Annotated in this window: 24 protein-coding genes; 9 read left to right on the top strand and 15 right to left on the bottom strand. The window is 60.2% G+C overall.

Translation table 11 applies throughout. The features are described 5' to 3' along the window. Positions 1 to 14: 14 nt before the first annotated feature. Together LDZ28_RS29875 and deoC are read right to left on the bottom strand one after the other, a co-directional pair. A complete protein-coding gene (locus LDZ28_RS29875; RefSeq protein ID WP_244831364.1) occupies positions 15 to 2,405 on the bottom strand; it encodes an aldehyde dehydrogenase family protein in 2,391 nt (796 codons plus the stop codon). A 32-nt stretch (positions 2,406 to 2,437) separates the two neighbouring features. Then, complete coding sequence (deoC, locus tag LDZ28_RS29870; RefSeq protein WP_244831363.1) at positions 2,438 to 3,448, bottom strand: deoxyribose-phosphate aldolase; 1,011 nt, start codon at positions 3,446 to 3,448, stop codon at positions 2,438 to 2,440. A 170-nt stretch (positions 3,449 to 3,618) separates the two neighbouring features. Between deoC and LDZ28_RS29865 the strand changes: the two genes are divergently transcribed. Further along, positions 3,619 to 4,299, top strand: a complete 681-nt coding sequence (locus LDZ28_RS29865; protein WP_244831362.1) for a dihydrofolate reductase family protein — start codon at positions 3,619 to 3,621, stop codon at positions 4,297 to 4,299. On the opposite strand, the gene LDZ28_RS29860 is transcribed toward LDZ28_RS29865, so the two are convergent. The 5 genes from LDZ28_RS29860 to LDZ28_RS29840 all read right to left on the bottom strand — a co-directional run bounded on the left by LDZ28_RS29860 (position 4,296) and on the right by LDZ28_RS29840 (position 10,044). Continuing rightward, positions 4,296 to 5,159 carry an alpha/beta fold hydrolase gene (locus LDZ28_RS29860; protein WP_244831361.1) on the bottom strand — a complete coding sequence of 288 codons (864 nt, stop codon included), beginning with the start codon at positions 5,157 to 5,159 and terminating at the stop codon, positions 4,296 to 4,298. The two genes, LDZ28_RS29865 and LDZ28_RS29860, sit on opposite strands and share 4 nt — an antisense overlap. Before the next feature lie 113 nt (positions 5,160 to 5,272). Beyond that, positions 5,273 to 6,994: a ubiquinone-dependent pyruvate dehydrogenase gene (gene poxB / locus LDZ28_RS29855; RefSeq protein WP_244831360.1), complete on the bottom strand. Its 1,722-nt coding sequence runs from the start codon at positions 6,992 to 6,994 to the stop codon at positions 5,273 to 5,275. 162 nt (positions 6,995 to 7,156) lie between these two features. Continuing rightward, positions 7,157 to 8,428, bottom strand: coding sequence for a TRAP transporter large permease (locus LDZ28_RS29850; protein WP_244831359.1), 1,272 nt, complete (start codon positions 8,426 to 8,428; stop codon positions 7,157 to 7,159). Positions 8,429 to 8,440: 12 nt separating this feature from the next. After that, complete coding sequence (locus LDZ28_RS29845) at positions 8,441 to 9,013, bottom strand: TRAP transporter small permease (protein ID WP_244831358.1); 573 nt, start codon at positions 9,011 to 9,013, stop codon at positions 8,441 to 8,443. After that, positions 9,010 to 10,044: a TRAP transporter substrate-binding protein gene (locus tag LDZ28_RS29840; RefSeq protein ID WP_244831357.1), complete on the bottom strand. Its 1,035-nt coding sequence runs from the start codon at positions 10,042 to 10,044 to the stop codon at positions 9,010 to 9,012. Before LDZ28_RS29840 ends, LDZ28_RS29845 begins: the two co-directional genes overlap by 4 nt. Before the next feature lie 327 nt (positions 10,045 to 10,371). Here LDZ28_RS29840 and LDZ28_RS29835 point away from each other — a divergent pair, with 327 nt between their 5' ends. The 7 genes from LDZ28_RS29835 to LDZ28_RS29805 all read left to right on the top strand — a co-directional run bounded on the left by LDZ28_RS29835 (position 10,372) and on the right by LDZ28_RS29805 (position 16,849). Next, on the top strand, positions 10,372 to 10,797 hold the full coding sequence (locus tag LDZ28_RS29835) for a MaoC family dehydratase (protein WP_244831356.1): 426 nt from the start codon (positions 10,372 to 10,374) through the stop codon (positions 10,795 to 10,797). Between the two features lie 4 nt (positions 10,798 to 10,801). After that, positions 10,802 to 11,605, top strand: coding sequence for an enoyl-CoA hydratase/isomerase family protein (locus LDZ28_RS29830; protein WP_244831355.1), 804 nt, complete (start codon positions 10,802 to 10,804; stop codon positions 11,603 to 11,605). Continuing rightward, positions 11,602 to 12,765, top strand: coding sequence for an acyl-CoA dehydrogenase family protein (locus LDZ28_RS29825; protein ID WP_244831354.1), 1,164 nt, complete (start codon positions 11,602 to 11,604; stop codon positions 12,763 to 12,765). Before LDZ28_RS29830 ends, LDZ28_RS29825 begins: the two co-directional genes overlap by 4 nt. A gap of 25 nt (positions 12,766 to 12,790) precedes the next feature. Then, positions 12,791 to 13,984 (top strand): CaiB/BaiF CoA-transferase family protein, encoded by a 1,194-nt coding sequence (locus LDZ28_RS29820; protein WP_244831353.1) that lies wholly within the window; start codon positions 12,791 to 12,793, stop codon positions 13,982 to 13,984. Then, the gene (locus tag LDZ28_RS29815) at positions 13,981 to 14,433 is read left to right on the top strand and encodes a MaoC family dehydratase (RefSeq protein ID WP_244831352.1); all 453 of its coding nucleotides are present in this window, start codon (positions 13,981 to 13,983) and stop codon (positions 14,431 to 14,433) included. The genes LDZ28_RS29820 and LDZ28_RS29815 overlap by 4 nt, the downstream gene beginning before the upstream one ends. Before the next feature lie 113 nt (positions 14,434 to 14,546). Next, the gene (locus LDZ28_RS29810) at positions 14,547 to 15,443 is read left to right on the top strand and encodes a helix-turn-helix domain-containing protein (RefSeq protein ID WP_244831351.1); all 897 of its coding nucleotides are present in this window, start codon (positions 14,547 to 14,549) and stop codon (positions 15,441 to 15,443) included. Between the two features lie 173 nt (positions 15,444 to 15,616). Further along, the gene (locus LDZ28_RS29805) at positions 15,617 to 16,849 is read left to right on the top strand and encodes a glycoside hydrolase family 88 protein (protein ID WP_244831350.1); all 1,233 of its coding nucleotides are present in this window, start codon (positions 15,617 to 15,619) and stop codon (positions 16,847 to 16,849) included. A 40-nt stretch (positions 16,850 to 16,889) separates the two neighbouring features. Here the strand turns inward: LDZ28_RS29805 and LDZ28_RS29800 are convergent, their stop codons facing one another. The 5 genes from LDZ28_RS29800 to LDZ28_RS29780 all read right to left on the bottom strand — a co-directional run bounded on the left by LDZ28_RS29800 (position 16,890) and on the right by LDZ28_RS29780 (position 20,781). Beyond that, on the bottom strand, positions 16,890 to 17,684 hold the full coding sequence (locus LDZ28_RS29800) for a transporter substrate-binding domain-containing protein (protein WP_244831349.1): 795 nt from the start codon (positions 17,682 to 17,684) through the stop codon (positions 16,890 to 16,892). Between the two features lie 37 nt (positions 17,685 to 17,721). After that, on the bottom strand, positions 17,722 to 18,450 hold the full coding sequence (locus LDZ28_RS29795) for an amino acid ABC transporter ATP-binding protein (protein ID WP_244831348.1): 729 nt from the start codon (positions 18,448 to 18,450) through the stop codon (positions 17,722 to 17,724). After that, entirely contained in the window at positions 18,434 to 19,087 is a 654-nt protein-coding gene (locus LDZ28_RS29790) for an amino acid ABC transporter permease (protein ID WP_244831347.1), read from the bottom strand. The genes LDZ28_RS29795 and LDZ28_RS29790 overlap by 17 nt, the downstream gene beginning before the upstream one ends. Continuing rightward, on the bottom strand, positions 19,084 to 19,830 hold the full coding sequence (locus tag LDZ28_RS29785; protein WP_244831346.1) for an amino acid ABC transporter permease: 747 nt from the start codon (positions 19,828 to 19,830) through the stop codon (positions 19,084 to 19,086). The genes LDZ28_RS29790 and LDZ28_RS29785 overlap by 4 nt, the downstream gene beginning before the upstream one ends. Before the next feature lie 93 nt (positions 19,831 to 19,923). Further along, complete coding sequence (locus LDZ28_RS29780) at positions 19,924 to 20,781, bottom strand: NAD(P)-dependent oxidoreductase (protein WP_244831345.1); 858 nt, start codon at positions 20,779 to 20,781, stop codon at positions 19,924 to 19,926. 157 nt (positions 20,782 to 20,938) lie between these two features. Between LDZ28_RS29780 and LDZ28_RS29775 the strand changes: the two genes are divergently transcribed. Continuing rightward, positions 20,939 to 21,715: a FadR/GntR family transcriptional regulator gene (locus LDZ28_RS29775; RefSeq protein ID WP_244831344.1), complete on the top strand. Its 777-nt coding sequence runs from the start codon at positions 20,939 to 20,941 to the stop codon at positions 21,713 to 21,715. Between the two features lie 50 nt (positions 21,716 to 21,765). On the opposite strand, the gene LDZ28_RS29770 is transcribed toward LDZ28_RS29775, so the two are convergent. The 3 genes from LDZ28_RS29770 to LDZ28_RS29760 form a co-directional block, all read right to left on the bottom strand. Further along, positions 21,766 to 23,109 carry an MFS transporter gene (locus LDZ28_RS29770; RefSeq protein WP_244831343.1) on the bottom strand — a complete coding sequence of 448 codons (1,344 nt, stop codon included), beginning with the start codon at positions 23,107 to 23,109 and terminating at the stop codon, positions 21,766 to 21,768. 210 nt (positions 23,110 to 23,319) lie between these two features. Further along, positions 23,320 to 24,219 (bottom strand): SMP-30/gluconolactonase/LRE family protein, encoded by a 900-nt coding sequence (locus LDZ28_RS29765; protein ID WP_244831342.1) that lies wholly within the window; start codon positions 24,217 to 24,219, stop codon positions 23,320 to 23,322. Further along, positions 24,219 to 25,046, bottom strand: coding sequence for an NAD(P)-dependent oxidoreductase (locus LDZ28_RS29760; RefSeq protein ID WP_244831341.1), 828 nt, complete (start codon positions 25,044 to 25,046; stop codon positions 24,219 to 24,221). Before LDZ28_RS29760 ends, LDZ28_RS29765 begins: the two co-directional genes overlap by 1 nt. Between the last annotated feature and the right edge of the window lie 162 nt (positions 25,047 to 25,208).

The raw sequence follows: 25,208 nt of genomic DNA, 5'->3' as shown, positions 1-25,208 counted from the left end.
ATGCGTACCGTCGATCAATCGCCGTACGGCACCCAGATATTCTTCACCTGCACGGCCTGCCGCAAGAACGGCAAGCCTTCGCTCGATGCATCGTGCCAGTCGAACACGCGACCGTTATCGACGAACGTGCGTTTCAGATTACCCACCGACTCGCGTTCGGCCAGCGTCGAAATGGCCGCGCCGTGGAAGCACCAGAGCGCGTCGACATCGTCGTGCTGCGCGAGCGTTTGAGCTAGCGAGCGTACATCGCCCGTGACGATATTGAGCGCACCGCCTGGCACATCCGACGTTTCCGCGATCTGATAGAAGTCCGTCGCCATCAGCGGACACGTCTCGCTCGGCACCGCGACCACGCGATTACCCAGCGCAAGCGCAGGCGCCACCAGCGACACGAAGCCGAGCAACGGCGCTTCGTCGGGGCACACCACGCCGATCACGCCGAGCGCTTCGTGCATGGCGAGCGCCACACCGTGCAAAGGCGGCGCATGCACCGCTCCGTCGAATTTGTCGGACCATGCCGCATACGTAAAGAAACGCGCAATGGATGCTTCGACTTCGCGCTTCGCATCGCGTTCGCTGGACCCGGCACGCGTGACGAGTTGCCTTGCGAACTCATCGGCGCGCGCACTGAGATTCTCGGCCATGTAATACAGCACCTGCGCGCGATTATGCGCGCTTGCGGCCGTCCACTTCGTCATGCTGCGCGCAGCGGCCACCGCGTTGCGAATGTCCTTGCGATTGCCCTCGCCCACTTCGCCAACAATCTCGCCCGACGGCGAACGCACGAGTTGCGAATAGCCGCTATCGGGCCGCGCTTGCTTGCCGCCGATAAAGAGCTTCGCCGTGCGGTCGATGGTGCTGACATTGCCCGTATCGAGCAACGCATCGGGCTGTGCCGGCGTTGCCTTCATTTCCCCGCGAACTGGCAGCTTCGCCCAGGCACGCGGTTTCAGGTATTCATAGACGCCTTCGCGTCCACCTTCGCGGCCAAAGCCCGACTCGCGATATCCGCCGAAGCCCACGGCTGCGTCGAAGAGATTGGTTGCATTGATCCACACGACGCCGCATTGCAGGCGCGGCGCAACGTCCAGCGCGCGGCTGATGTTCTCGCTCCACACGCTGGCCGCGAGACCATAGCGCGTGTTATTGGCCAGTGCGACGGCTTCCTCGGGCGTGCGAAAGCTCATCGTCACGAGCACCGGACCGAAGATCTCTTCCTGCGCAAGCGTGCTTGCAGGCGCCACGTTGGTCACGAGCGTCGGCGGAAAAAACGCGCCTCCTTCGGGCAACGTGAGACGCGACGGTTGGAAGATGGCGCAGCCTTCGCTTTCGCCCTTGGCGACGAGCGAACGAATACGTTCGAGTTGCACGTCATCGACGATAGCGCTCATGTCGATGCCTTTATCGAGCGACGTCCCGACCCGCAGCGTCTCCATGCGGCGCTTCAGCTTGTCGACGAAAGCCGCTTCGATGCCTTCCTGCACGAGCAAACGCGAACCCGCGCAGCACACTTGTCCTTGATTGAACCAGATGGCGTCGACCACGCCTTCGACCGCGCTATCGAGATCGGCATCGTCGAATACGATGAAGGGCGACTTGCCGCCCAGTTCGAGCGTGAGCGATTTTCCCGAGCCCGCCGTCGTCGCGCGAATCTGCCGACCCACTTCGGTCGATCCCGTGAACGCAATCTTCGCGACACGTGGATGCTCGACGAGCGCCGCACCCGTGCGGCCATCGCCCGTCACGACATTGAGCACGCCTGCCGGCAAGCCCGCGCGATGCGCCAGTTCGGCGAAGAGCAACGCGGTAAGCGGCGTGTATTCGGCCGGCTTGAGCACCACGCAATTGCCGAGCGCGATAGCAGGCGCGATCTTCCAAGCAAGCATCAGCAGCGGAAAATTCCACGGCACGATTTGCCCGATGACACCGAGCGGCGCCCAGTCGGCGAACTCGCGATCCTGCAACTGCGCCCAACCCGCGTGATGCAGAAAATGCCTCGAAACAAGGGGGATATCGATGTCGCGCGACTCGCGAATCGGCTTGCCGTTGTCCAGCGATTCGAGCACGGCGAAGAGCCGCGCATGTCGCTGCACCATGCGCGAAAGCGCGTAGAGATGCCGCGCGCGTCCCGCACCGCCAATCGCTTGCCAGCCTTCGAGCGCGGCTTGCGCGGCTGCCACGGCAGCCGCAACATCGGCATCGGTGCCTTGCGCGATGGATGCAAGTACTCGCCCTGTCGCCGGCTCGCGCGATTCGAAACGCTCGGCGTCGTCGTCATCGCGCCATGCGCCGTTGATGAAATGACCGAAACGGCCGGCGTGTTGATCGAGCCACGCGCGCACGGCGCGATCGTCTTCCGGTGCGGGTCCGTATTCCATCGAAGAAAAATATTCGGCTACGCTCATGAGGGCTGTCTGTTGGATGCGTGATGCGTGATTCAGGCGACGGGATGGCGATTGAACGACGAATACCGTCCGCTCACGTGATGTTCGAGTTGCCGCTCGATATCGGCGAGAAGGCTCGACGCGCCAATGCGGAACAAATCCGGTTCGAGCCATTCACGCCCGAGTTCTTCCTTCATGAGGATCTGATATTCGAGCGCGGTCTTGGCCGTCGAAACGCCGCCAGCAGGCTTGAAGCCGATGGCAACGCCGGTGCGCGCCAGATATTCGCGGATCATGCGCACCATCACGAGCGAGACGTCGAGCGTGGCGTTGACGCTTTCCTTCCCCGTCGATGTCTTGATGAAATCCGCGCCGGCCATCATGCAGATCATCGATGCCTTGGCGATGTTCGACAGCGTGCGGATGTCGCCCGTGCCGAGAATCGCCTTGACGTGCGCATTGCCGCAAGCGGCGCGGAAGTCGCGCATCTCGTCGTAGAGCGCCTTCCAGTTACCGGTCAACACGTACTCACGGGTGACGACGATATCGATCTCTGCCGCGCCGTCCTTCACCGAGGCCTCTATCTCGCGCAACTTGAGTTCGTGCGGGTTGAGACCAGCGGGAAAACCCGTGGAGACGGCCGCGACCGGAATGCCGCTCCCTTCGAGCGCGTTCACGGCGGCTTTGACGTAGCGGTGATACACGCAAACCGCGCCCGTCCTGATCGATCCAGGCGTCATGCCGAGCGCTTCGAGCAAATCGTCTCGCACCGGGCGACGCGCCTTTGCGCAAAGACGTTCGACGCGCGCGGTGGTGTCGTCGCCGCTCAACGTGGTGAGGTCGATGCAGGTGATCGCCTTGAGCAGCCACGCGGCCTGTGCGTCCTTCTTGACCGCGCGACGCGTGCCAAGCGTGGACGCGCGGCGCAGCACGGCGGACTGATTCACGCGCAAGCCATCGAGCCATGAGAGGTCGAAGGGCACGCCGGGATTACGATCGCTCACATGCCCGGCTTGGACTTTCCCGGGCCACGCGACGACGGACTCCGTTGCAGTTTCCAGCATGAGATCGGGGTGCTGCGGTCTTGTGCGACGCACAACATGTTTTGATAGATTGATCTCATTCTAAATCACATTTGTGAAGATCGTAACATAGGGAAAGTTCGGAGGCGCTATGGGAGGATTTAGGGCATGGGGCTTGCGGACGGTTTGCTTTCTCATACGCTGGAGCCCCCATGCATATCATTTGCCACATGATGTCCTCGCTCGATGGCCGCAGCCTTACCGACGGCTGGCATCTCGACTTTGCATCGCCGTGTTATGAAGAAACCGCCGCGACCTTCAAGGCCGATGCCTGGGCGTGCGGCCGCGTCACCATGCAGGAAATCTCGCACGGCAAGGACAAGGATTATCCGCGTGGCCTCGCCAAAGGTCCTATCGAACGCACGGACCATTTCGCCAAACGCGACGCAAGCCAGTACGCAATTTCAATCGACCCCAAGGGCCGCGTGACGTGGAAGACGAACACGGCACTCGACTCGCATATCGTCGAAGTGCTCGCGGAAGACGTCGATGACGACTACCTCGCCTATCTGCAATCCATCGGCGCGTCCTACGTGTTCGGCGGAAAGAAGGATATCGAGCTCGCGCGCGTCGTGGAAACGCTCGAGCGCGAGTTGAAGATCGGCACGTTGATAGTCGAAGGCGGCGGGCATGTATCGGGCGCGTTCGTCAATGCGCAACTCGTCGATGAAGTCAGCGTGCTGATCGTGCCGCTCGTCGACGGCCGCGAGGCGCATCCCTCTTCATTCGAAGTGGCGATGGACAAATGGCAAAAGCCCGCTTATCTCAAGCTCGATTCGGCGAAGACGCTCGATAACGACATGGTGTGGCTGCGTTATAAGCGCAAGGACTAGGCTAGCGCATCCACGCGCGCGAGGAACGCCAGCAATTCGCCGACAATCGCTTCGGGCGCATCTTCCTGCATGAGATGCCCCGAGCACGCCACTCGCGTGAACCGCGCGCCCGGAATGCGCGAAGCCAATTCGACGCCGCGTTTCGCTGGAATCCACTGGTCTTCCTCGCCCCAAAGAACCGTCACGGGGCAACGCAAATCGCCAAAGCGTGCTTCGATTTCATCGGTATAACGCTGGTCCATCTGCGCGATCTGTCTGTAGAAAGCCGCCTGTCCCGGTTCGCCGATCCACGGCCGCGTGTAGATGCGCAGCACGTCTTCCGAAAGCGGCCGATGCGCCGCGCCTTGCACATAGGCATCGACCATGGCGCGGTGTATGTAGGGCGGCACGCCCGCGAACGCACTCTCATGCTCACGAACGTGCAGCACGAAGGGCGATCCCCACGGCGACAGCGCGACAGGGTCGATCAGCATCAAGGAACGATAAACGCAGCCGTTCAGTAGCGCGGCCCGCAACGAAGTGGCGCCACCGAAGTCGTGCGCGAGCACGTCGGGCAACGCGCCCTTCCAGTCACGCTTCCAGTGATCGAGCAATGCCGCGAGCACGCGATTCTGCACGCCGAGCGATACGTCCTGCCCCTCGCGCTTGTCCGACTCGCCGTATCCCAGAAGATCGAAGTAATGCACGCGATGCGTCCGCGCCATCACCGGCGCAATCCGCCGCCATACCTGCGATGAGAACGGCGTGCCGTGCACCATCACGAGCGGCGCGCCCTCGCCTATCGCGCCATAACGGATAGCCTGACCTTCGAAGTCGAAAACCTGATCGAGCGGCAATGCGCCCGCTGATGAATCGCTCATGGCTCGCTGTCTGCGTTGGATGTGGTCCGACAGCATAAACCACGAACGCGAAATCGGTCGCAACTCTGTTTGCAACTCGTTTTGATGATACGAGTTGCGGCCGATTAGTTTGCTTAACGCAGATTCGTGCGCGCCAGCTCGACGATTTCGTCGCCACGGCCGCTCAAGATAGCGCGCAGCATGTAGAGACTGAAGCCCTTCGCTTGCGATAGCTCGATGGTCGGCGGCATCGCCAATTCATGCTTGGCGGTGACGACATCGACGAGCGCGGGGCCGTCGTGCGCGAAGGCATCGCGCAATGCGCCCTCCAGTTGCTCCGACTCTTCCACGCGCACCGACCATATGCCCGCGCCCTTCGCAATCTGCGAGAAGTCGGTCTTGCTGAGATCGACATTGGTGTCGAGATAACCGCCCGCCTTGAGCTCCATCGACACGAAGCCGAGCAAGCTGTTATTGAACACGACGACCTTGATCGGCAGCTTCAACTGAATGGCGCTCAAGAGATCGCCTAGCAGCATGGACAAACCGCCATCGCCCGACAGTGAGACCACTTGCCGTTGCGGATGCGCCGCTTGCACGCCGAGCGACTGCGGCATTGCGTTCGCCATGGAACCGTGATTGAACGAGCCATGCAACTGACGCTTGCCATTCATCGTGAGGTAGCGCGCGGCCCACAACGTGGGCGTGCCGACATCGACGGTAAAGATGGCATCCTCAGCGGCGATGTCATCGACCAGCTTCGTGAGATATTGCGGATGAATCGGACGGCCAGGCGCGGAAGGTGTCGCGTAGTGATCGAGGTCCTTGCGTGCATCTGCATAGTGCTTGAGCGCGTTGTCGAGGAAGCGTCGTTCCGTCTTGCGCGTGAGCTTGGGCAAGAGCGCCGTGAGCGTCTCCTTGATGGTGCCGACGATACCCATGTCGAGCGGCGTGCGCTTGCCGAGCTGCGCCCCGCGCCAGTCTATCTGCACGACCTTCGCGTGCGGCGGATAGAACGGCCGATAAGGGAAGTCGCAACCGAGCAGCACGAGCGTATCGCAGGACATCATGGCGTGATAGCCCGAGCTGAAGCCGATCAAGCCCGTCATGCCGACATCGAACGGATTGTCGTATTCGATGAATTGCTTGCCGCGCAACGCATGCACGACCGGCGCTCCGAGTGTATCGGCAAGCGCGACCACTTCGTCGTGCGAGCCCGCCACACCGCTGCCGCACATGATGGTCACGGCTTCGCAGCCGTTGAGCATGGCCGCGAGTGTGTCGAGTTGCGATTCGGCTGGAACGATTGCGCTCGACTCGCTTGCGGTCCACCGTGGTTCGACTCCGGGTCCGTCGCTCAAGGCAACATCGCCCGGCAGCACGATTACCGCGACGCCACGTTGATCGAGCGCCGCGCGCATCGCACGTTCGAGCACGCGCGGGAACTGCGATGCGTTCGACACCAGTTCGACGAAGTGACTGCATTCCTTGAAGAGCTCTTGCGGATGCGTTTCCTGAAAGTATCCGAGGCCGATTTCCGTCGATGGAATATGCGCGGCAATGGCCAGCACGGGCTGTTGGTTACGATGACAGTCGTAAAGCCCGTTGATGAGATGCAGATTGCCGGGACCGCAACTGCCCGCGCAGACGGCGAGCTTGCCGGAAGAAGCTGCGTCCGCGCCCGCGGCAAAGGCCGCGGCTTCTTCGTGGCGAGTATGCATCCAACGGATAGACCCGACTTTATCGAGGCTGTAGGCAAGCCCGTTGAGGCTGTCGCCCGTCACGCCCCAGATGCGTTCGACGCCCGCAGCGGCAAGCGTCTTTGCCAGATAATCGGCGATGGTGCTTTTGGCCATGTTCACTCCAATGACATACAGGGTTCGTTGGACGGTTGCACGTGTACTTAGACAGAAGAAATATCACAGTGCACGCTGACACGTCGTAAACCGTGCTGTCATACCAAGGGCCCGGTCCGAAGACCAGGCCCCTGGTGAAGCGTTTTCCAAGGTCGTCGAGCGTTATTTCATCGACATCAGATGCGGCAGAAACTGCGGAATATGCGGGAAGAAAATGATCAGCAGTAAGTCGATCACGAGCGCGAGAATGAAAGGCAGAATCGCACGCGTCGCCTTTTCGACCGATACACCACCAATGGACGCCGCCGTGAAGAGGCAGAAGCCAATAGGTGGCAGATTGATGCCAATAGCCGAATTGATCAGCACGATCACGCCGAATACGACGGGATCGATATGCATCTGCACGACGAGCGGCAGGAACACCGGGATTATCACCGCGATACTCGAAATGGTTTCAAGCACCGTATGCGCCGCGATCAGAAACAGGTTGATGAGAATGAGCAGGATGATGGCGCTCGTCGTGATCGCAAGGAAACTGTTCGCCACATGCAAGGGAATTTGCGCTTCGATCAGATACCGGCCGAGCACGAAGGCAAGACCCAACAGGAACGACACGCGCGTCGTGTTCACCGACGTCTTGACGAGAATCTCCTTGAAATGCGAGAGCTTCAAGGTGCGGAAGATGAACGCGCTCACCAGGGTGACGTACACCGCCGCAACCACGCCTGCCTCGACCGGCGTGAAGATGCCGCCAAGGATGCCGCCCAGAATGATGATCGGCGTGAGCAAGGCCCAGAATGCTTCGCGAAACGTAGTCCACAACTTGCGTGCGCTGAACGGCTCGACCGCGCTGTAGTCGTTGCGCACGGCGGTCACGTAGTTCACGATCATGAACGAAGCGACCACTAGGAGCATCGGCAAGATACCGGCAATAAACATCGTGCCTACCGATACATTCGCCGTGTAAGCATAGACGAGCATGCTCATCGATACCGGCGAAAGCAGCCCGAGCGATCCCGCCGCCGATTGCAATGCCACCGCGAACGCACGCGAATAGCCCTTCTTCACCATGCCCGGAATCATCACGGAGCCGATCGCCGCCGTATCCGCCGTGGCCGATCCCGAGAGGTCCGCGAAGAACATGCTCGCGACAATCGTGACCTGTCCGATACCGCCACGCATGAAGCCGACGAGCGCTTGCGAAAACTCGATGATGCGTCGGGAAACGCCGCCCGAATCCATGATCGCGCCCGTGAGCATGAAGAACGGAATCGCGAGCAGACCCACGTTATTGAGGTTCGAGAAGAGCTGTTGCGGAATGACGAGCAGCGGCGTGCCATTGATCGACAACGCCAGCGTCGCCGCGATACCAATACAGATGGCCACCGGTACACCGAGGCCGAGCAGCCCCGCGCCTAGAGCGATTGCCCACATGATGTCTTTATCCTAGAGATGGTCGGACACGCCTTCGATCAAAGCGGCGTTGGTCTGCGTCTGCGGCGCGAGGTGCGACACGACGATGCGCACCAGCGAATGAAACACGAGCAACGCGCCGCACACGGGAATAGAAAGATACGGATAGACCATCGAGATGGGAATCGATGCGGCCGTCTCCGTGCCCATCAACGCGAGCATGTCCGAGCCATACGCGACGAACACGGCGCCGAGCGCGAGAATCGCGCAGTCCGTGAAGTCCTTGAGCAAGGGCGCGATCGCCGCCGGCACGCGATCGGCCAGCACGCGCACTTCGGGATGTGCGCGCAACTTGACGCCTGCCGCCGCACCCAGGCACGTGAGCCAGACGAAGAGATACGCCGCGGCTTCGTCGGACCACGAAAGCGAGTCGTGCAGCACGAAGCGGAACACGACCCCGAGACCGGCGACGATCACCGCTGCCAGCAAGAGGCAACTGCTGACGAACAGGTTCAGCTTCAGAACCATGTCGTCGATGAACATCAAGCCACGCGCGAGCTTTTCCATACGGGTTTCCTCCGGCACTTCCGGTGACAAAGGCGTCATTTGGATGCCACGGACGAGGCCTGCTTGGCCGCGTTCATCTCGGCGTAGAGCGCGGCGCCATCCGGAATCTTCGCAACGAGTTCGTCACGCGCGGACTTCGTGGCTTCGGCCCACGGCGCAGTGTCGACCATCGTCACTTGAATGCCCTTGGCCTTCATCGTCGCGAGTGCGGCGTCGTATTCGCGCTTGTACTCCTTCAGGTCGAAATCGGCGGCGACCGCGGCTGACTCTTGAAAAGCCTTCTGGTCAGCAGGCGACAGCTTGGTCCAGGCGCTCTTGCTCATCGCGAGCACGACGGGCAGGTAGTTCACGTGCGTCACATAGAAATGCTTGGCGACGTCGGAGAACTTGTCCTGCACGAATTGCTCGGGCGATGTGTCCGCGCCATCGACGAGGCCTTGCGACAGCGCGAGGAACAGCTGGTTATAGGCGAGCGGCGTGGGGTTCGCGCCGAGCGCCTTATAGCCCGCGATATAGCCAGGGCTTTGCATCACGCGCACCTTCAGGTCCTTCATGTCGGCAAGCGACGTGACCGGACGCTTGGTCGTGAAGAGATTGCGTTCGCCGACAGCAAGCCACGTGAGACCGACCATGTTGACCGGCTGCATCATGTCGAGATACTTGCGGCCGACGGGTCCTTGCAGCACCTTGTTCGCCTCATCCATGCTGCTGAAGAGATAAGGCATGTCGAAAATCTGCCATTGCTTGATCGTATTGTCGATCGGCGCTTGCGCGGAGATCATGAGTTCCTGCGTGCCAGTGCGCAACGCCTGCGCCATCTGCACTTCGCCCCCGAGTTGCGATTGGGGAAAGAGCTGAATCTCGACATGGCCATGCGTGCGTTGCGCGACTTCCTTGGCGAAGACCTGCGCGGTCAGTTGATAGTGATTGTCCGGTGCGAGCGTATGCCCAAGCTTCATCACGACCTTGTCTTGCGCCATCGCGCTGCCTGTTGCGGCGACGCACAATGCGGCGAGCACGGCGCTCATCGTCACGCGCAACGAGCGATGCGCCTTGAAAAGCGAATTCATGTTGTCTCCTTCCCACGTTCTTCACGATATGGACACCGCCTTCTGCCTCTTCTTGTGCCTCATGTGTCGTGCATGTCGAAGAGCGACGGGTTGACGCAAGTATTTGTGATCGCGTCAACGGTGCGTTAGGACCAGGCTCCAGATTTCTTGTACTTTTTAACGCTGGTTTCCATGCAAACGCGACGTGACGCTAAAAAGTCCAAAAGATCGCGCGAACCGTCCTACCGCGTGAACCAAGCGCATCTTTAAAGTGACTTCCACGTTGACGGTGTGTCGCTCGCAAGCGATACGCCGTGTTTACCCCACCTAATACATTGGTTCGTCAACATGGCCAAACGCCCGCACATGGACTGTTATGCAATCGGCGATACCGCCGATTTCGCAAAGACCGTATCCGAATACGACATCTATGGATTTGCCGGGATAGTCGGCGACTTTTACGCCGTGCATCTGAACGAAGAGTTCGCCAAGACCACGCGCTTCGAGAAGCGCATTGCGCAAGGCTGTCTCTCGGTCGGCTTTCTTTCGACAGTCATGGGCCATATGGCGGCGAAGGCGCCGAGTCCGGGCGCGGTGTCGTATCGCTATGACATCACGTTCAATGCGCCGGTGTTTATAGGCGATACGGTCACTGCGCGTCTCACGCTCGAAGAGAAGGATGAAGAGCGCAACGTGTGCGTATTCGTCGCCGATGTCACGCGGCAAGACGGCGTGGTCGTGGCATCGGGCAAGACTTACCTCAAGGTGCTGTGACACGATGCTGATGAACACCTCGCCCGTCATAGCGGAACAGCACGGCGCACTGCGTCTCCTGACGCTCAACCGCGCCGATAAACTCAATGCCTTCACGCCGGAAATGCTCGCGGCGCTCGAAGCAGGACTCGACGATGCACTCGCCGACGATGCAACGCGCGTCATCGCCATCACGGGTAGCGGTCCCAAGGCCTTCGCTGCTGGCAACGATATCGAGCGGCTGGTTACGCTCGACAGCGCGGGCGCGTATCGTGACATGGTAGCCGGGCAGCGCGCGTTGTTGCGCCTGCATGAAAGCGCCAAGCCGACCATCGCAATGGTCAATGGCTTCGCGCTAGGCGGCGGGTTCGAATTGGCGCTTGCTTGCGACTTCGTGATTGCATCGACGAAAGCGAGCTTCGGGTTTCCCGAGATCACGCTCAATACCATGCCCGGCTGGGGTGGCACGCAACTCGCCGTCGCCAAGATGGGGCTCGCCTGCGCCAAGCGATTCGTATTGAGCGGGCGGCGTCATACGGCTCAGGAATGCGCGTCGTTCGGCTTTCTGCACGAGATCGTCGAACACGATGCATTGTTCGATACAGTGCGCGAGTTCGCCGAAACACTCGCCGTCTACGACCCCTTCGCAATGGAAATGGCGAAGCGCGCGCTCAATCGCGCGAACGAAATGCCCTTGTCCGCAGGACTCGACTTTGAAGCAGCGCAATACGCGGTGAATTTCACGAGTGAAGGCGCGCGCGCGGGCTTGAGGCAGTTCATGGAAAAGCGCCTTGCACGGCGCGCCTCGACCGTGACGGTGACCGAATGAGCACGATACATCGTTTGCCTCACTGGCTCGGCGAAGAGCACGCCATGATTCGTGAAGCCGTTCGCCGCTTCGCCGACAAAGAGATTGCACCGCATTCCGAGGAGCTCTGGGAGCAAGAAGCCTTTCCCTACGATATCTGGCGTCAAGCCGGCGAGCTTGGCTTCACCGGCCTGCCCTATGCGGAGCAATGGGGCGGTGGCGGTGGCGACTGGCTTTCGTTTGTCATCGTGCTCGAAGAACTGGCGCGCGTAGATTGTGCGGTCGCGAACGCCTTGATGGCCAATTCGACTGTCGCGAGTCTCTTGTCGAACTACGGCACATCGACGCAAAAGGACCTTTATTTAAGGCCTGTTCTCGAAGGCAGCCAGATCGGTTCGATCGGTTTGTCCGAGCCCGATGCGGGATCGGATGCGGCCAACATCGCCACACGTGCGCGCTTCGATGGCGAGCGCTGGGTCATCGATGGCGCGAAGACTTTCATCAGCAACTCGGGCACTGAACTCGGCGGACCGGTGGTAATCGCGGCTGTGACCGGTACGCGTGCCGATGGCAAGAAAGAGATTTCGAACTTCATCGTGCCTTCGGGCACTACTGGCTATCAAACGGGCCGCAAGCTGCGCAAGATCGGCTGGCGCGCTTCGATCACGCACGAGTTGTTCTTCGAAAACTGCGCGATCCCCGCAGAGAATCTGCTTGGTGAACGCGGCGCGGGTTTGCGTCAGACGCTCGCGCAGATCAGCACAGGCCGCATTTTAATCGGCGCGCTTGCGCTCGGCATCTTGCAAGGCTCGCTCGAACGGTCCGTCGAATACATGAAGACGCGACGCGCGTTCGGCCGCGCGATAGCGGAGTTTCAAGGCCTGCAATTCAAGGTCGCCGACATGGCGACGCACGCGCATGCCGCACGTCTCATGCTTTACGACGCCGCCACATTGAAGGACAGCGGCGCGCCGTTCGACATGCAGGCATCGCAAGCCAAGCTCTTCGCCTCGGAACAGGCGATGCACGCAGCGCATCAGGCTTTGCAGATACACGGCGGTTACGGCGTGATGGCGGAGTATCCGGTAGCGCGCGCATTCGGCGACGCCAAGGTGCTCGAGATCGTCGAAGGGACATCCGAAATACAACGCATGATCATCGCGCGTGCGGCGCTTGCCTGATAACGCGCGGACGAAGGGGGAGTTTATGCTGGAAGGCATCAAGGTACTGAGTTTCACCCATTTTCTGCAAGGGCCCGCCGCCGTGCAGATGCTCGCCGATGTCGGCGCGGATGTCATCAAGATCGAGCCACCGGGCGGCGCGTTCGAGCGAAGCTGGACCGGCGCGGACGCTTTCGTCGAAGGCGTGAGCGTGTTCTTTCTGCTGGGCAATCGCAATCAGCGCAGCATCTCGCTCGACTTGCGTGAGGAAGCCGCGCGTGAAATCGTATGGCGGCTGATCCGCAAAGCCGATGTATTGATAGAGAACTACCGCCCCGGTGTGCTCGACAAGATGGGCTTCGGCTATGCGCAAGTGCACGAGGTCAACCCGCGTCTCGTGTATTGCTCGTGCACGGGTTATGGATCGTCGGGTCCCTATCTCAAGCGCCCGGGACAAGACCTGCTATTACAAGCGATGAGCGGCATGACCATGCTTTCCGGTGAAGCCGATTCGCCGCCGACGCCTGTCGGCTCCGCTATCGTCGATCAACATGCAGCGGTGCTGGCAGCGTTCGGCGTGGTTGCTGCACTTCAGTCGCGCGAACGCACGGGTGTGGGTACGCGTGTCGAGAGCAATTTGCTGAACGCGGCACTGGATTTGCAGATCGAGCCTTTCACGTACTACATGAACAAGGGTCCGCTCTGGCAGCGCACCCAGCCGCCAACGGGCAGCCGCTTTCATCCTGCGCCCTATGGCGTCTATAAAACGCTCGACGGTTATATCGCGATCTCGCTTACACCGACGCAGAAGCTCTCCAATGCGCTCGATGTCCCCGCGCTCGCCGAGTTCACGCATCCGAAAGACAACGTGCGACGTCGCGATGAAATCAATCGACTGGTCTATGACGCGTTGACCAGGCGCACGACAGAAACATGGATGCGCGTCTTCGAGGAGCACGATATCTGGTTCGCGCCGGTCAACGACTACGAGCAGGTCGAGGTCGACCCTCAAGTCGCGCATAACCAGATGATCATGTCGTTCGAACACGAAGAGGCGGGACCGATACGCGTACTTGCGCATCCGGTGCGCTATGACGGCGAGGCGCCGCCCATGCGACGGCATCCTCCGCGACAGGGCGAGCACACACGTGAGGTGCTGGCCGAACTGGGTTATGACACTACGCGGATCGACGAACTGGTCGATGCCGGCATCGCGCTGACTTCGAGGAGAAATGCATGAGCGCCCAACTACACGCTGCTCCCGCAGCACCCGAACTGCTGCGCTTCGACGATGTAGAAATCGGCCGCTCGCAGGTGGACGTCCACACCGTGGTCGAATCGGCGGTCAATGCGTTCGGCCATCTGTCGGGCGATCTGAATCCCCTGCACATGGAGCAAGCGTTTGCGGAGCGCTCACCGTTCGGAAGACGCGTCGTGCACGGCCTGTTGACGGCCTCGCTCGTCTCGGCCGCACACACGCGACTGACCGGTCCGGGCTTCGCTTATGTCGGACAAGAACTGCGTTTTCTGGGGCCAGTGTTCATCGACGACACCATCACCATCAACGTGACCGTGGTGGAGAAGAAGGACGCCAAGCGAATTCTCGTGATGGACACCATGGTTCGCAATCAACGCGGCAAGGTCGTGCTGAGCGGGCTTTCCGCGCTAAAAGAACTCAAGTTCGAATGAGACGCGTCGGGGAATCCGCCAGTTACGGGCGGCGCAAGCATTCGTTAGACTTCGATGCAGCGCCGCGAAAACGAGCGCAGCACGAATGAAGCGCCGCCCGCAGGAGACGAAAGTTGAGTACCGCATGTGGTTGCCACGTTCCGGTCATCAAGATCGAGAACTACGAATATGGCGCGCACGTCAAGTCGATGGACTTCCACTTTGCGCCGCTCGAAGTCATGAAGTCGACACTGCCTTATCCGCATCGGCATGACTTCTATCACATCGCCTGGGTGGTGACGGGCACGGGTCATCATGTCATCGACTCGGTGCGTTACGAGGTGCGTCCGCAGTCGCTGTTCTTCATGGCACCAGGCCAGATACACGACTTCGTTCTATCCCCCGATACGGTCGGCTGGTCGATCAGCTTCTCATCCGAGTTCTTTTCGTTTCGCGTGCAAAATCGGCATTCGGAAACCGAAGTGCCGGTGCACGACTTCGATCAGCTTGCCGCAGCGGTCTATCTGAACGACGCGCAAGCGCATGAAATGATGCGTCTCATCGACGGCATGATGGACGAGTATCGCTCGGAACTGCACGGCCATCAGGATGCAATCTGGGCTTATCTGCGTATCTTTTTGCTCAAGGCCGCGCGCATGAGCAGCGCGGCGGCGGTCACGGAGTCGGGCACGTCGCGTAACGTGTTGTTGTCGCGCCGCTTCAAGAGCCTTCTGGAGAAGCATTTTCGCTCGATGAACGATGCCGCCGACTACGCGCGTCTGCTCAACGTGACCGAGCGCGCGCTCAACGAAGCCACGCGCGCGGCGCTCGGCAGCACGGCTGCAAAGCTGATACGCGAACGCGTCATGCTCGAAGCCAAGCGCTTGCTGCTGCATTCCGAAGTGAACGTGGCGGAGATCGCATCGCAACTCTCTTTCGACGACCCCGCTTATTTCAGCCGGTGCTTTCGCAAGCACACGGGCCGCTCACCGATCGACTATCGCCGCAGCCTCGACAAGTTGCATATTTGAACGCGCATTCGGTATTCCATGCAGAAATGTCCAACAGATCCCGCGTTTCATCCTAACGTCGCGTGAGCATGGGTTTTTAGAATCGACGTGCGTGTTCAACGTATTCTGCAACCCACTTGCATGAGACAAGCGCGATGCATTAAGCGCGTCCGCTCTCGTCCACAGGAGACAAAGTGTCGAACGCTACAACCCCGCTTTCCGATATCTATTCACTCACGCAGGACCAGACACGGCTCTTTCGCGAAACGCTCGACCGCACGGCTGTAAAAGTCGCGGCCGATGAATTGAGTTTCGGTGTCGAGTTTCCGCAAGTCACGGGTCCCGATGGCGAATGGGTGCGTCTGCCCGCTTCGCTATCCGCCGGCTATGACGGCGACGCCTGGAGTCACGGCAACTGGTTCTGTGGCTTCTGGGTAGGCCTTTTGCTCACGTCGCATCTTCATACCGGCGACGCGAAATTTCTCGAATGGGCGCGTGCGCGCATGCTGCTGGTCGAACAACGCGCGGACGATCCGAACACGCATGACATCGGCTTCATCTTCGACAGCAGCGCGGTGCCCGGCCATCACATCACGGGCGATGCACGCTTTGCCGATATCGCGTTGAAGGCGGCGGACAAACTGCGCGCCCGCCTCGTCACCACGCGCGATGGCGCTTATCTCGCGTCATGGGGACCGCTCGCCGATCCGCGCGGCAGAAGTGCATCCGCAATCGATACGATGGCCAATCTCTCGCTGCTCTACTGGGCGGCGAATCATGCCGATGACGGCAGCTATCGGCAGGCAGCGGACGCGCATGCCGCGATGACTGCACGCGCCTTCGTGCGTCCCGACGACTCGACGTATCACGCCGTCGAATACGATCTCGAAACGGGCGCGCGCAAACGTGGCTACACTTTTCAAGGCGCATTCGACGAGTCTGCATGGAGCCGCGGTCAGGCCTGGGCGATCTACGGGTATGCGAATTCCGCGCGCGAAACGGGCAAGCTCGCGTACATTGAACTCGCCGAGCGTCTGGCCGAATACTATCTGCGCCGTCTCGATGGCCGTCAGATTCCCCCTTGGGACTTCGACGCAACCGGCAGCGATGCCGACATCAAGGACACGGCCGCCGCCGCTATCGTCGCATCGGCTTTGCTCGAACTGGCGCGCATTCATCCATCGGCGGATGCCGCGGCAAAATGGAGCCGTCACGGAGTCGCGATGCTCGAAGCGTTGTGCCGCGATGAGTTCACCAAGGACGGCGAACACGGCCTGCTGCACAACTCCTGCTATTCGAAGCCGCACAACATTGGCGTGGATGGCGCGACCATGTTCGGCGACTTCTTCTTTGTCGAAGCCTTGTGTCGTGTCGTGCATCCGGGCAAGCTGCGCCCGCTCGACGCACCGCGCATTCCGCTAGCGTAAAGAACAATACCGGCGACATACGCATGTCGCCGGCATTCGTTCAGCCCTTGCGGACGGCGTCGGGCAGATCGCGTCCGTGGAACTTCTTGTAGATCGCGTTGAGGTTGCCGTTCTTCTGGTTCGTGCTGACCCACTTGTCCACCCACTCTTTCAGAGCCGGTTGATCCTTGTTCATCGCAATGCCGAGATCGAAGTTCTTCTGTTCGAACTTGAGTTCGATATTGCGTGCGGGCGCACGTTTCTGCATTTCCTGAAGGTTCGACGGCGTGCTGGAGAAGATGTCGATCTGACCCGCGACCATCGACGTGATGAGCGTGGCGTCGTCTTCATAGCGCTGAATTTGCGCGCCCTTCGCTTGCTGCGTCGTCAGCGTGTCGTTGACCGTTGCGCGCGTGAGCCCGATGGTCTTGCCATCGAGGTCCGCATAGTCCTTCACCTTGATGCTCTTAAGCCCACCCACGATGATGGTGATCACCGCATAGGGAATCGAGAAATCGACGACCTTTGCGCGCTCCGGCGTGATCGACAAGTCGGCGATCACGAGATCGGCGCGCTTTGCCTGCAAGGTCGGAATGCGCGCGGCGTTAGTGATCTGCACGAGTTCGAGCTTGACGCCGAGATCTTTTGCGAGCGCGGCGGCGGTATCGACATCCGAGCCTGCGGGCTTGAGGTTCTCGTCGGCGTAGCTGAAGAGCGGCGTGCCCATTGCGATGGCAACGCGCACGACGCCGGCCTTCTTGATGTCATCGAGCTGATCGGCCATTGCGCTGTGAATGGCGCCTGCCATCATCAATGCCGCCACGCATGCGCGTGCAATGTGTTTCTGTGCTTTCAAGTGATGTCTCCGTCTTCTTGGATTGAAAAAATGCCGTTCAAAGGCCGTTGTTCAAAAACGCTCGCAATTCGGGCGTGCGTGGCGCATCGAGCATGCTGCCATCGCCCACTTCCCACACCTTGCCCTGATGCATATAGATGATGCGGTCCGCCACGCGCTTGGCGAACGCCATTTCATGCGTGACGAGCAGCATGGTCATGCCATCGGCCGCGAGGTCTTCCATGACACGCAGCACTTCTCCCGTGAGTTGCGGATCGAGCGCGGAGGTCACTTCGTCGAACAACATGACCTTGGGATTCATCGCGAGCGATCGTGCGATCGCCACGCGTTGCTGTTGTCCGCCCGACAATTGCTCGGGATAGGCATCGGCCTTCTGCCCAAGCCCGACTTGTTCGAGCACGTTGAGCGCGACGCGTCTCGCTTCGTCACGCGATAACTTCTTCACGTGCCGCAATGCGAGCATGATGTTTTCTTCGACCGTTAGGTGCGGAAAGAGGTTATAGCTTTGAAACACGATGCCGACTTCGCGCCTCAAGAGATGCAGATCCACCTTCGGATCGTCCACGCGAATGCCGCATACCTCTATCTGCCCTTGGTCGATGGTTTCCAACCGATCGATACAGCGTAACGCCGTGCTCTTGCCGGAACCGCTCGCACCGATCACGGCGATCATCTCGCCCTTGTTGACATCGAACGAGACGCCTTTCAGCACCTGATTGGAGCCGAAGCTCTTGTAGACCTCGTCGACCTTAACGATTGCTGACATTGAGCTTATTCTCCATCGATTGGCTCCAGCGCGAAAGCGGATAGCACAGGACGAAATAGAAAGCGCCGACCAGTCCGAAGATGAGGAACGGCTGAAAGATCGAGTTGTTGATGATCTGCCCTGCGCGCGTGAGTTCGATAAAGCCGATCACGGAGGCGAGCGAAGTCATCTTGATGATCTGCACGAGAAAGCCCACCGTGGGCGGCAAGGCAAGCCGCATCGCCTGCGGGATGATGACGAGCCTCAGACTCTGCCAGCGCGACAGCGACAGGCACTCGGCGGCTTCCCATTGCGGCTTGGGCATGGCTTCGACGCAGCCGCGCCAGATGTCGCCGAGATACGCGCTCGAATAAACCATCAGCGCAAGACCCGCCGCAACGAGCGCGGGTACCTGATAGCCATACACGGATAACCCGAAGTACACGATGAAGAGCAGGATCAGCAACGGAATGCCCTGAATCGCCTCGATAAACACGATGGCTGTGCGCGCGAGCCAGAGGCGCGGCGAGATGCGCGCCAGCATGACGAGGAATCCGCCGATACCGCCGAGCACGAACGCAAGCATGGAGAGCACCAGCGTCCAGCCGATCGATTGCACGAGGTACACAAAATGCGATGCCGTGAATCCGCCGCTCATGCCGCACCTCCGGGAATGACGGTATCGATGCGCGGGGAGTCCGGCGGCGTCTTGCCCGCGCGTTTTGCGGCAAGACGGATGGCGCGGCGCCGCTTGAACAGATGCTCACCGACAGCCCATGCAATGAGCTTGATGATGAGCGACAGCCCGAGATAGAGCAGCGCGACGACGATATAGGTTTCAAGCGAGCGGAAGGTATCCGACTGCACGGTGTTGGCAACGGCGGTCAGTTCCTCGGCGGAGATTTGCGAAGCGATCGCCGAGGCTTGCATCATCAACAGGAACTGGCTCGTGAGCGCCGGATAAACCTTCTCGATAGAGGGCTGCAACATTACATTCCAGCCGATGCGCCAGCGCGAAAGACCCAGGCACTCTGCTGCTTCGATCTGCCCGCGTGGCACCGATTCCAGACCCGCGCGAATGATCTCGGCGGCATAAGCGCCGATGTTGATGGTCATGGCGAGCGCAGCCGCGGCAAAGGTCGGCATGCGCAAGCCTATACTCGCCAGCCCGAAATACAGCAGGAAGATCTGCACGAGAAACGGCGTGTTGCGCACCGCCTCGATATAGATGATGCAGAGGCGCGTCAGCACCGGCACCTTCGCGCGCTTGGCGAATGCCACGAACATGCCGAGGATGAGGCCAAAGAACACCGCCACGCACGTCATCTTGAGCGTGAGCCACGCGCCTAAAAGGAACGTCGGCCAGTACGGCAACAACGGAGCAAAGTCGAGAGAGAACATGGCGGTCGTGCCTCAGTTCGAAGGAGCGAGTCAGACACTTCTGGATGTATGACGACTGACTACGCGAATTCGGCATTCTGTATGCCGCATGCATTACACCGGATCGAAAGGACCCGTCACCGTGAACACGCCGCCCTGATACACCGCAACTGGATCGGTCGGTGCGGGCGCCGGCGTGGCTTCGACCTTGTCGCGGAACTTCTCGGACGAGTCGCGCGGCTCGAAGCCGAGTACCGACGCGTCACAGTTGTCCCACCAGGTATGCGCATTTGCCGACATGCCGAAAACGATTGTGTGTCTGACGCCCGGAGTGAACAGCGCGCGGCGCAGCAGATCATGGAAGTCGTCGTAGCTCATCCAGCTCGCCATCATGCGGCGGTCCTTGGCCTCGGGAAAAACGGAGCCGATGCGGATACTCACCGTCTCGATGCCATAGCGGTCGAAGTACAACTGCGCCATGTCCTCGCCGAACGACTTCGACAAGCCGTAGTAGCCATCGGGACGCTTGCGCGCGCTGGCATCGATTCGTTCGTCTTGCCGATAAAAGCCTGTGACGTGATTCGAGCTCGCGAACACGATGCGCTTTACGCCGTTCAGCCGCGCCGCTTCGTAGAGGTTGAAGACGCCCTTGATGTTGGCTTCGAGTATCTCTTCGAACGGACGCTCCACCGATACGCCGCCGAGATGGACAATGGCGTCGCAATCGGCGGCGAGTGCATCGACTGCTTGACGGTCTGCCAGATCGCACGGCGCGATTTCTTCGTGAGGCGCTGCATCGCCCGACAATACGCCGGGCAGATCCGACACTCGCACATGCTCTGCAAACTCCGCGACACGATGCCGAATGGCTTTACCGATACCGCCCGCCGCACCCGTGAGCAGCAAGCGGTCGAAGCGCAATTCGGGTTTGAGGGTGCCCTGCAACGGCAATGCGTCCGTCTGTGATTCCATGAATTTTGTCTCCTGCATGCAATGCTAGGGATTACCCTGCGCGCATTTCTTGTACGTTGTCATATCACTCTATGCCGCATATCATCATTTGCAGAATGATTTGTCAACGTATGAAAGACCGATTCCCAGAACCTCTGGAAAACACTAAGAGAGCGCTGTGACACTAACGCCCGAACCTTCCGTCGACGTGTTCAATGTATCCGCATCCACGGATGTCGCCGCCCCTTCTCACGGCACACGCCGCAGTCTGACCACACAGCTCGTCGATGCACTGCGCGCACAGATCGACGCGCGTGAATTGCGAGCAGGTTGCCGAATCGCGACAGAGGCTGAGATGGTGCAACGCTTCGGCGTGAGCCGCACGGTGGTGCGCGAGGCGTTATCGCGACTGCAGGCCGCGGGCCTCGTCGAGACGCGTCATGGCATCGGTACGTTCGTGTGCGAAGCGAGTACCTCGTCGCTATTGCAACTCGATCCCGCCGACGTCGCCGGCTCCATGGATGCGCTCGCGATCCTCGAACTGCGTATCAGTCTGGAAACCGAATCGGCGGGCCTTGCTGCCACACGTTGCGATGCCGGCAGATTAGCGACCATGCGCGCGGCGCTCGCGGAGTTTGCGCGCGGCGTGGGTCAGGAAGATGGCACGGTATCGCCGGACTTTCGCTTTCATCTGGAAATCGCACATGCCACGGGAAATCGCTATTTCGTCGAGATCATGGAGCATCTTGGTTTAAGGATGTTTCCAAGGACACGGCTAACCGCGACCGCCATTCCACACGACCATTACGCCGATTATCTGGTTCGCGTGAATCGCGAGCACGAGCAGATTGCCGATGCGATCGAACGCGGCGATGCGGACTCGGCGCGCACGGCAATGCGCTTGCACTTGATCAACAGCAGGGAGAGATTGCGAAGAGCTCAGGCCACGGCGTGAATCCAGCCGCAAAATTGGGCCGCCGAAAATTCAGGCGGCCCTTAAGCGTTTTACCTTGCCAGATTCGGCTCGGCATCGACTTCGTCGTGCGGATCGATACTCTCAAGCGCCGGGTCGTGATGCAGCAGCAATACCGCCGCGACGCCCACCATCCCGGCGCCGGCCAGGCAAAGCAGACCTGCACCAAAGCCGCCCGTGCTGTCCTTGATCCAGCCCATTGCATACGGCCCGAAGAAGCCCGCGAGATTGCCAAGCGAGTTGATTGCGGCAATACCGCCAGCCGCCGCCGCGCCCGAAAGGAACGAAGCGGGCAAGGTCCAGATAATCGGCAGACAGCCGAAGATACCGAAGCCGGCGATGGAAAGCGCAATCATCTTTGCTACCGGATTATCCAGGCCAGCGGAAGCCGCGATACCGCCTGCGGCTACCATCAATGCAATGGCCACGTGCCAGCGACGCTCGAGCTTGCGGTCCGAGTGGCGACCCCACAGCACCATGCTGATCACACCGACCGCATAAGGCATGGCCGTGACAAAGCCAGTCTGCAAATTCGTCAAGCCGAAAGCCTTGACGATCTGCGGCAAGAAGAAGCTCAAGCCGTAATTGGTTGCGTTGGCGCCGAAGTAAATCAAGGCAATGGCAAGCACGCGCGGGTTAAAGATCGCTTCCTTCACGCTAAACGCATGAACCGACTCGCGATGCGCGCGCTCATGCGCCTGACGTTCGACGAGCCACTTGCGTTCGTCTTCAGCGAGCCAATGAGCGTCGGAGGGCTTGTCGGTCAGATAGAAGAACACCACGAATGCAAGCACCAATGCGGGCAGCGCTTCGATCAGGTAAAGCCATTGCCAGCCTTGCATGCCGGCCAAGCCATCCATTTGCAGCAAGGCGCCGGAAATAGGCCCGCCGATCACGGTCGAAAGCGGAATCGCGGCCATGAAGTAGCCCACCACTCGCCCGCGATACTTAGCCGGAAACCAAAGCGTTAGCAGGAAAATAATGCCGGGGAAAAAGCCCGCTTCGGCGATGCCAAGCAAAATGCGCAAGCCGTAGAACACATAAGCGTTCGACAAGCCCGTTGCTTGAGCGATGTGCGGAATCCACGCCATCAAGGCCGCAAGAATGCCCCACGTGAACATGATGCGCGCGATCCAGCGGCGTGCACCGAAACGTTCGAGCAGCAGGTTGGAAGGGACCTCGAAGAAAAAATAGGCAATGAAAAAGATGCCGGCGCCAAAGCCAAACATACTCGCCGAAAAGCCGAGCGCCTTGTTCATCTGCAAGGCGGCAAAGCCGACATTGACGCGATCGAGGTAAGCGATGAAGTAACACAGAATCAGGAACGGCACGAGACGAAACATCACGCGCTTCATGGTGCGAGTTTCAAGCTCCATCTATGTCTCCTCCGAATTGAATAATCGGTAGTTGGCTGGCATACGTTGGGATACTCGCGCAGCCTACTCTTTAAGCGGAGACGACAGAAGTGGTGTTTAGCCTGCCTCACGAACTTTCGTTCGCTTTAGCGCTAAATATTTGCGCGCCATTGCGGTGCGGCGCGCATTGCTAAAGGTGCGGAGCGGACTTGCCGCTCCTTGAGGCCGTCGTTATGCGACCGGTAACATCGCACCGTATGCCGGTTCGGGCAGGCCTTTGACGCCGGGATTCAGCGCGAAGACGCAGCCGTCGTCTTCGGTGGCGTTCGCACCGGGGCGAATCGACGTTACGTAGAGCGTCGAGAGGTCACTGCTGCCGAACGCGCACATCGACGGCTTGCTGGCCGGCAATGCGATTTCACGGTCGAGTTCGCCTCGCGGCGTGAAGCGCAAAAGGCGGCCGGCGTCGTTGGCGCAAGTCCAGTAACAGCCGTCGGCGTCCACGGCCGCGCCGTCGGGACGGCCCGCATAGTCATGCAGATCGGCGAAGACGCGGCGGTTACGCGGTGTGCCCGTGTCGGGATCGAAATCGAATGCCCAGATCACACGCTTGGTTGGATGCGAATCCGACAGATACATCGTGCGGCCATCCGGCGACCAGGCGAGACCGTTCTGGGTGACCAGGCCATCGACGATAGGCTCCGACAGCACGCCGTCCGTATCGAACCGGAACAGCGCGCCAGCCGGACTTGCGAGCGACATGTCCTGCACCATCGTGCCGGCCCAGAAGCGGCCCTGACGGTCGCAGCGGCCGTCGTTGAAGCGCATGCCCGGCGCGGGAAAGCTCGGTGCGGCCAGCTTCGATGGTCGAATGTCTTTTGTCGACTGCATGCCGAATGCAAACAGGCCGCTCTCCATGCCCGCCACGACAGTGCCTGTCGGATCGAATGCAAAACACGCGATCTGCTCGGGCAACGTCCACTCGCTGCGCTCGCCGCTCGCGACGACGAGACGCACGAACTTGCGCGCCGGAATATCCACCCAGTAAAGCGCGCCCTCTTCGGCGCGCCACACCGGGCACTCGCCGACCGCCGCGTGTCCCGCCGCTTCGAGGCGCTCCACGCTCGCCATTACTTGCGCTCCAGCGGTTCGCCGAGGACGTATGGACCGCCTTGAAAGCGTTGCGCGGGGTCGTCGCGGTCGGCTGTCGGCGCGGTTGTGGGGAAGAGTCCGTTGAACTGTTCCGAACTGTCTTGCGGACGGAAGCCCAAAAACGCCGCGCCCGAGTTGTCCCACCACTTCACCGGATTGTTGGATGCGCCGTACACCACCGCATGGCCGACGCGGTTGGCGAAGAGCGAGCAACGCACGAGCTCGATGAAGTCGCGGTAGCTCAGATAAGTCACCAGCATGCGCGGATTCTTCGGCTCCTCGAACGACGAGCCAATGCGCAAGTTGACCGTCTCGATGCCGAAGCGATCGAAGTAGTAGCGCGACAGCGACTCGCCGAAACACTTCGTCACGCCATAGAGACTGTCCGGGCGATGCGGCGAATCCGTGTCGAGCACCTCGGTGACCGGATGAAAACCGATCGCATGATTCGAACTCGCGAACACGACGCGCTTCACGCCATGCCGGCGCGCCGCTTCGTAGATGTTGTAAGTGCCGCGAATGTTCGCTTCGATCAGATCGTCGAAGGGCGCGTCGATGGAGATGCCGCCGAGATGCACGATCGCATCGACGCCTTCCACCATGCGCATTACCGCGTCGCGGTCCGCGAGATCGACCGCGCTGACTTCCTCGTGGGAGGCTGCGTCATCGAGCGGTGCGATGTCCGAAACGCGCACGACATCGGCCCACTGCGCAAGCGCGGGCCGCAACTGGCGCCCGAGATTGCCGGCCCCGCCGGTCAGAAGCAGACGCTTGAACGGTTTGCCCGTTGCGGATGGCTGGTTCATCGAAACTCCTTGAGATACGTGAGATAAATTGAAAGCTCTATGGAAGAAAACGTTTTCGGCTTTATAGTGATGCCGATACGGCCACAGCGAAGGCGCTCCTCATCGATTTTATCGATGCGACGTTTCCCGAACCGACGTCAAAATCCGTTAACATTGGAAAAA

It is taken from the genome of Caballeronia sp. TF1N1 (assembly GCF_022878925.1).
In the GTDB taxonomy this organism is placed as follows: domain Bacteria; phylum Pseudomonadota; class Gammaproteobacteria; order Burkholderiales; family Burkholderiaceae; genus Caballeronia.
This window is presented reverse-complemented; position numbering and strand designations above follow the sequence as displayed.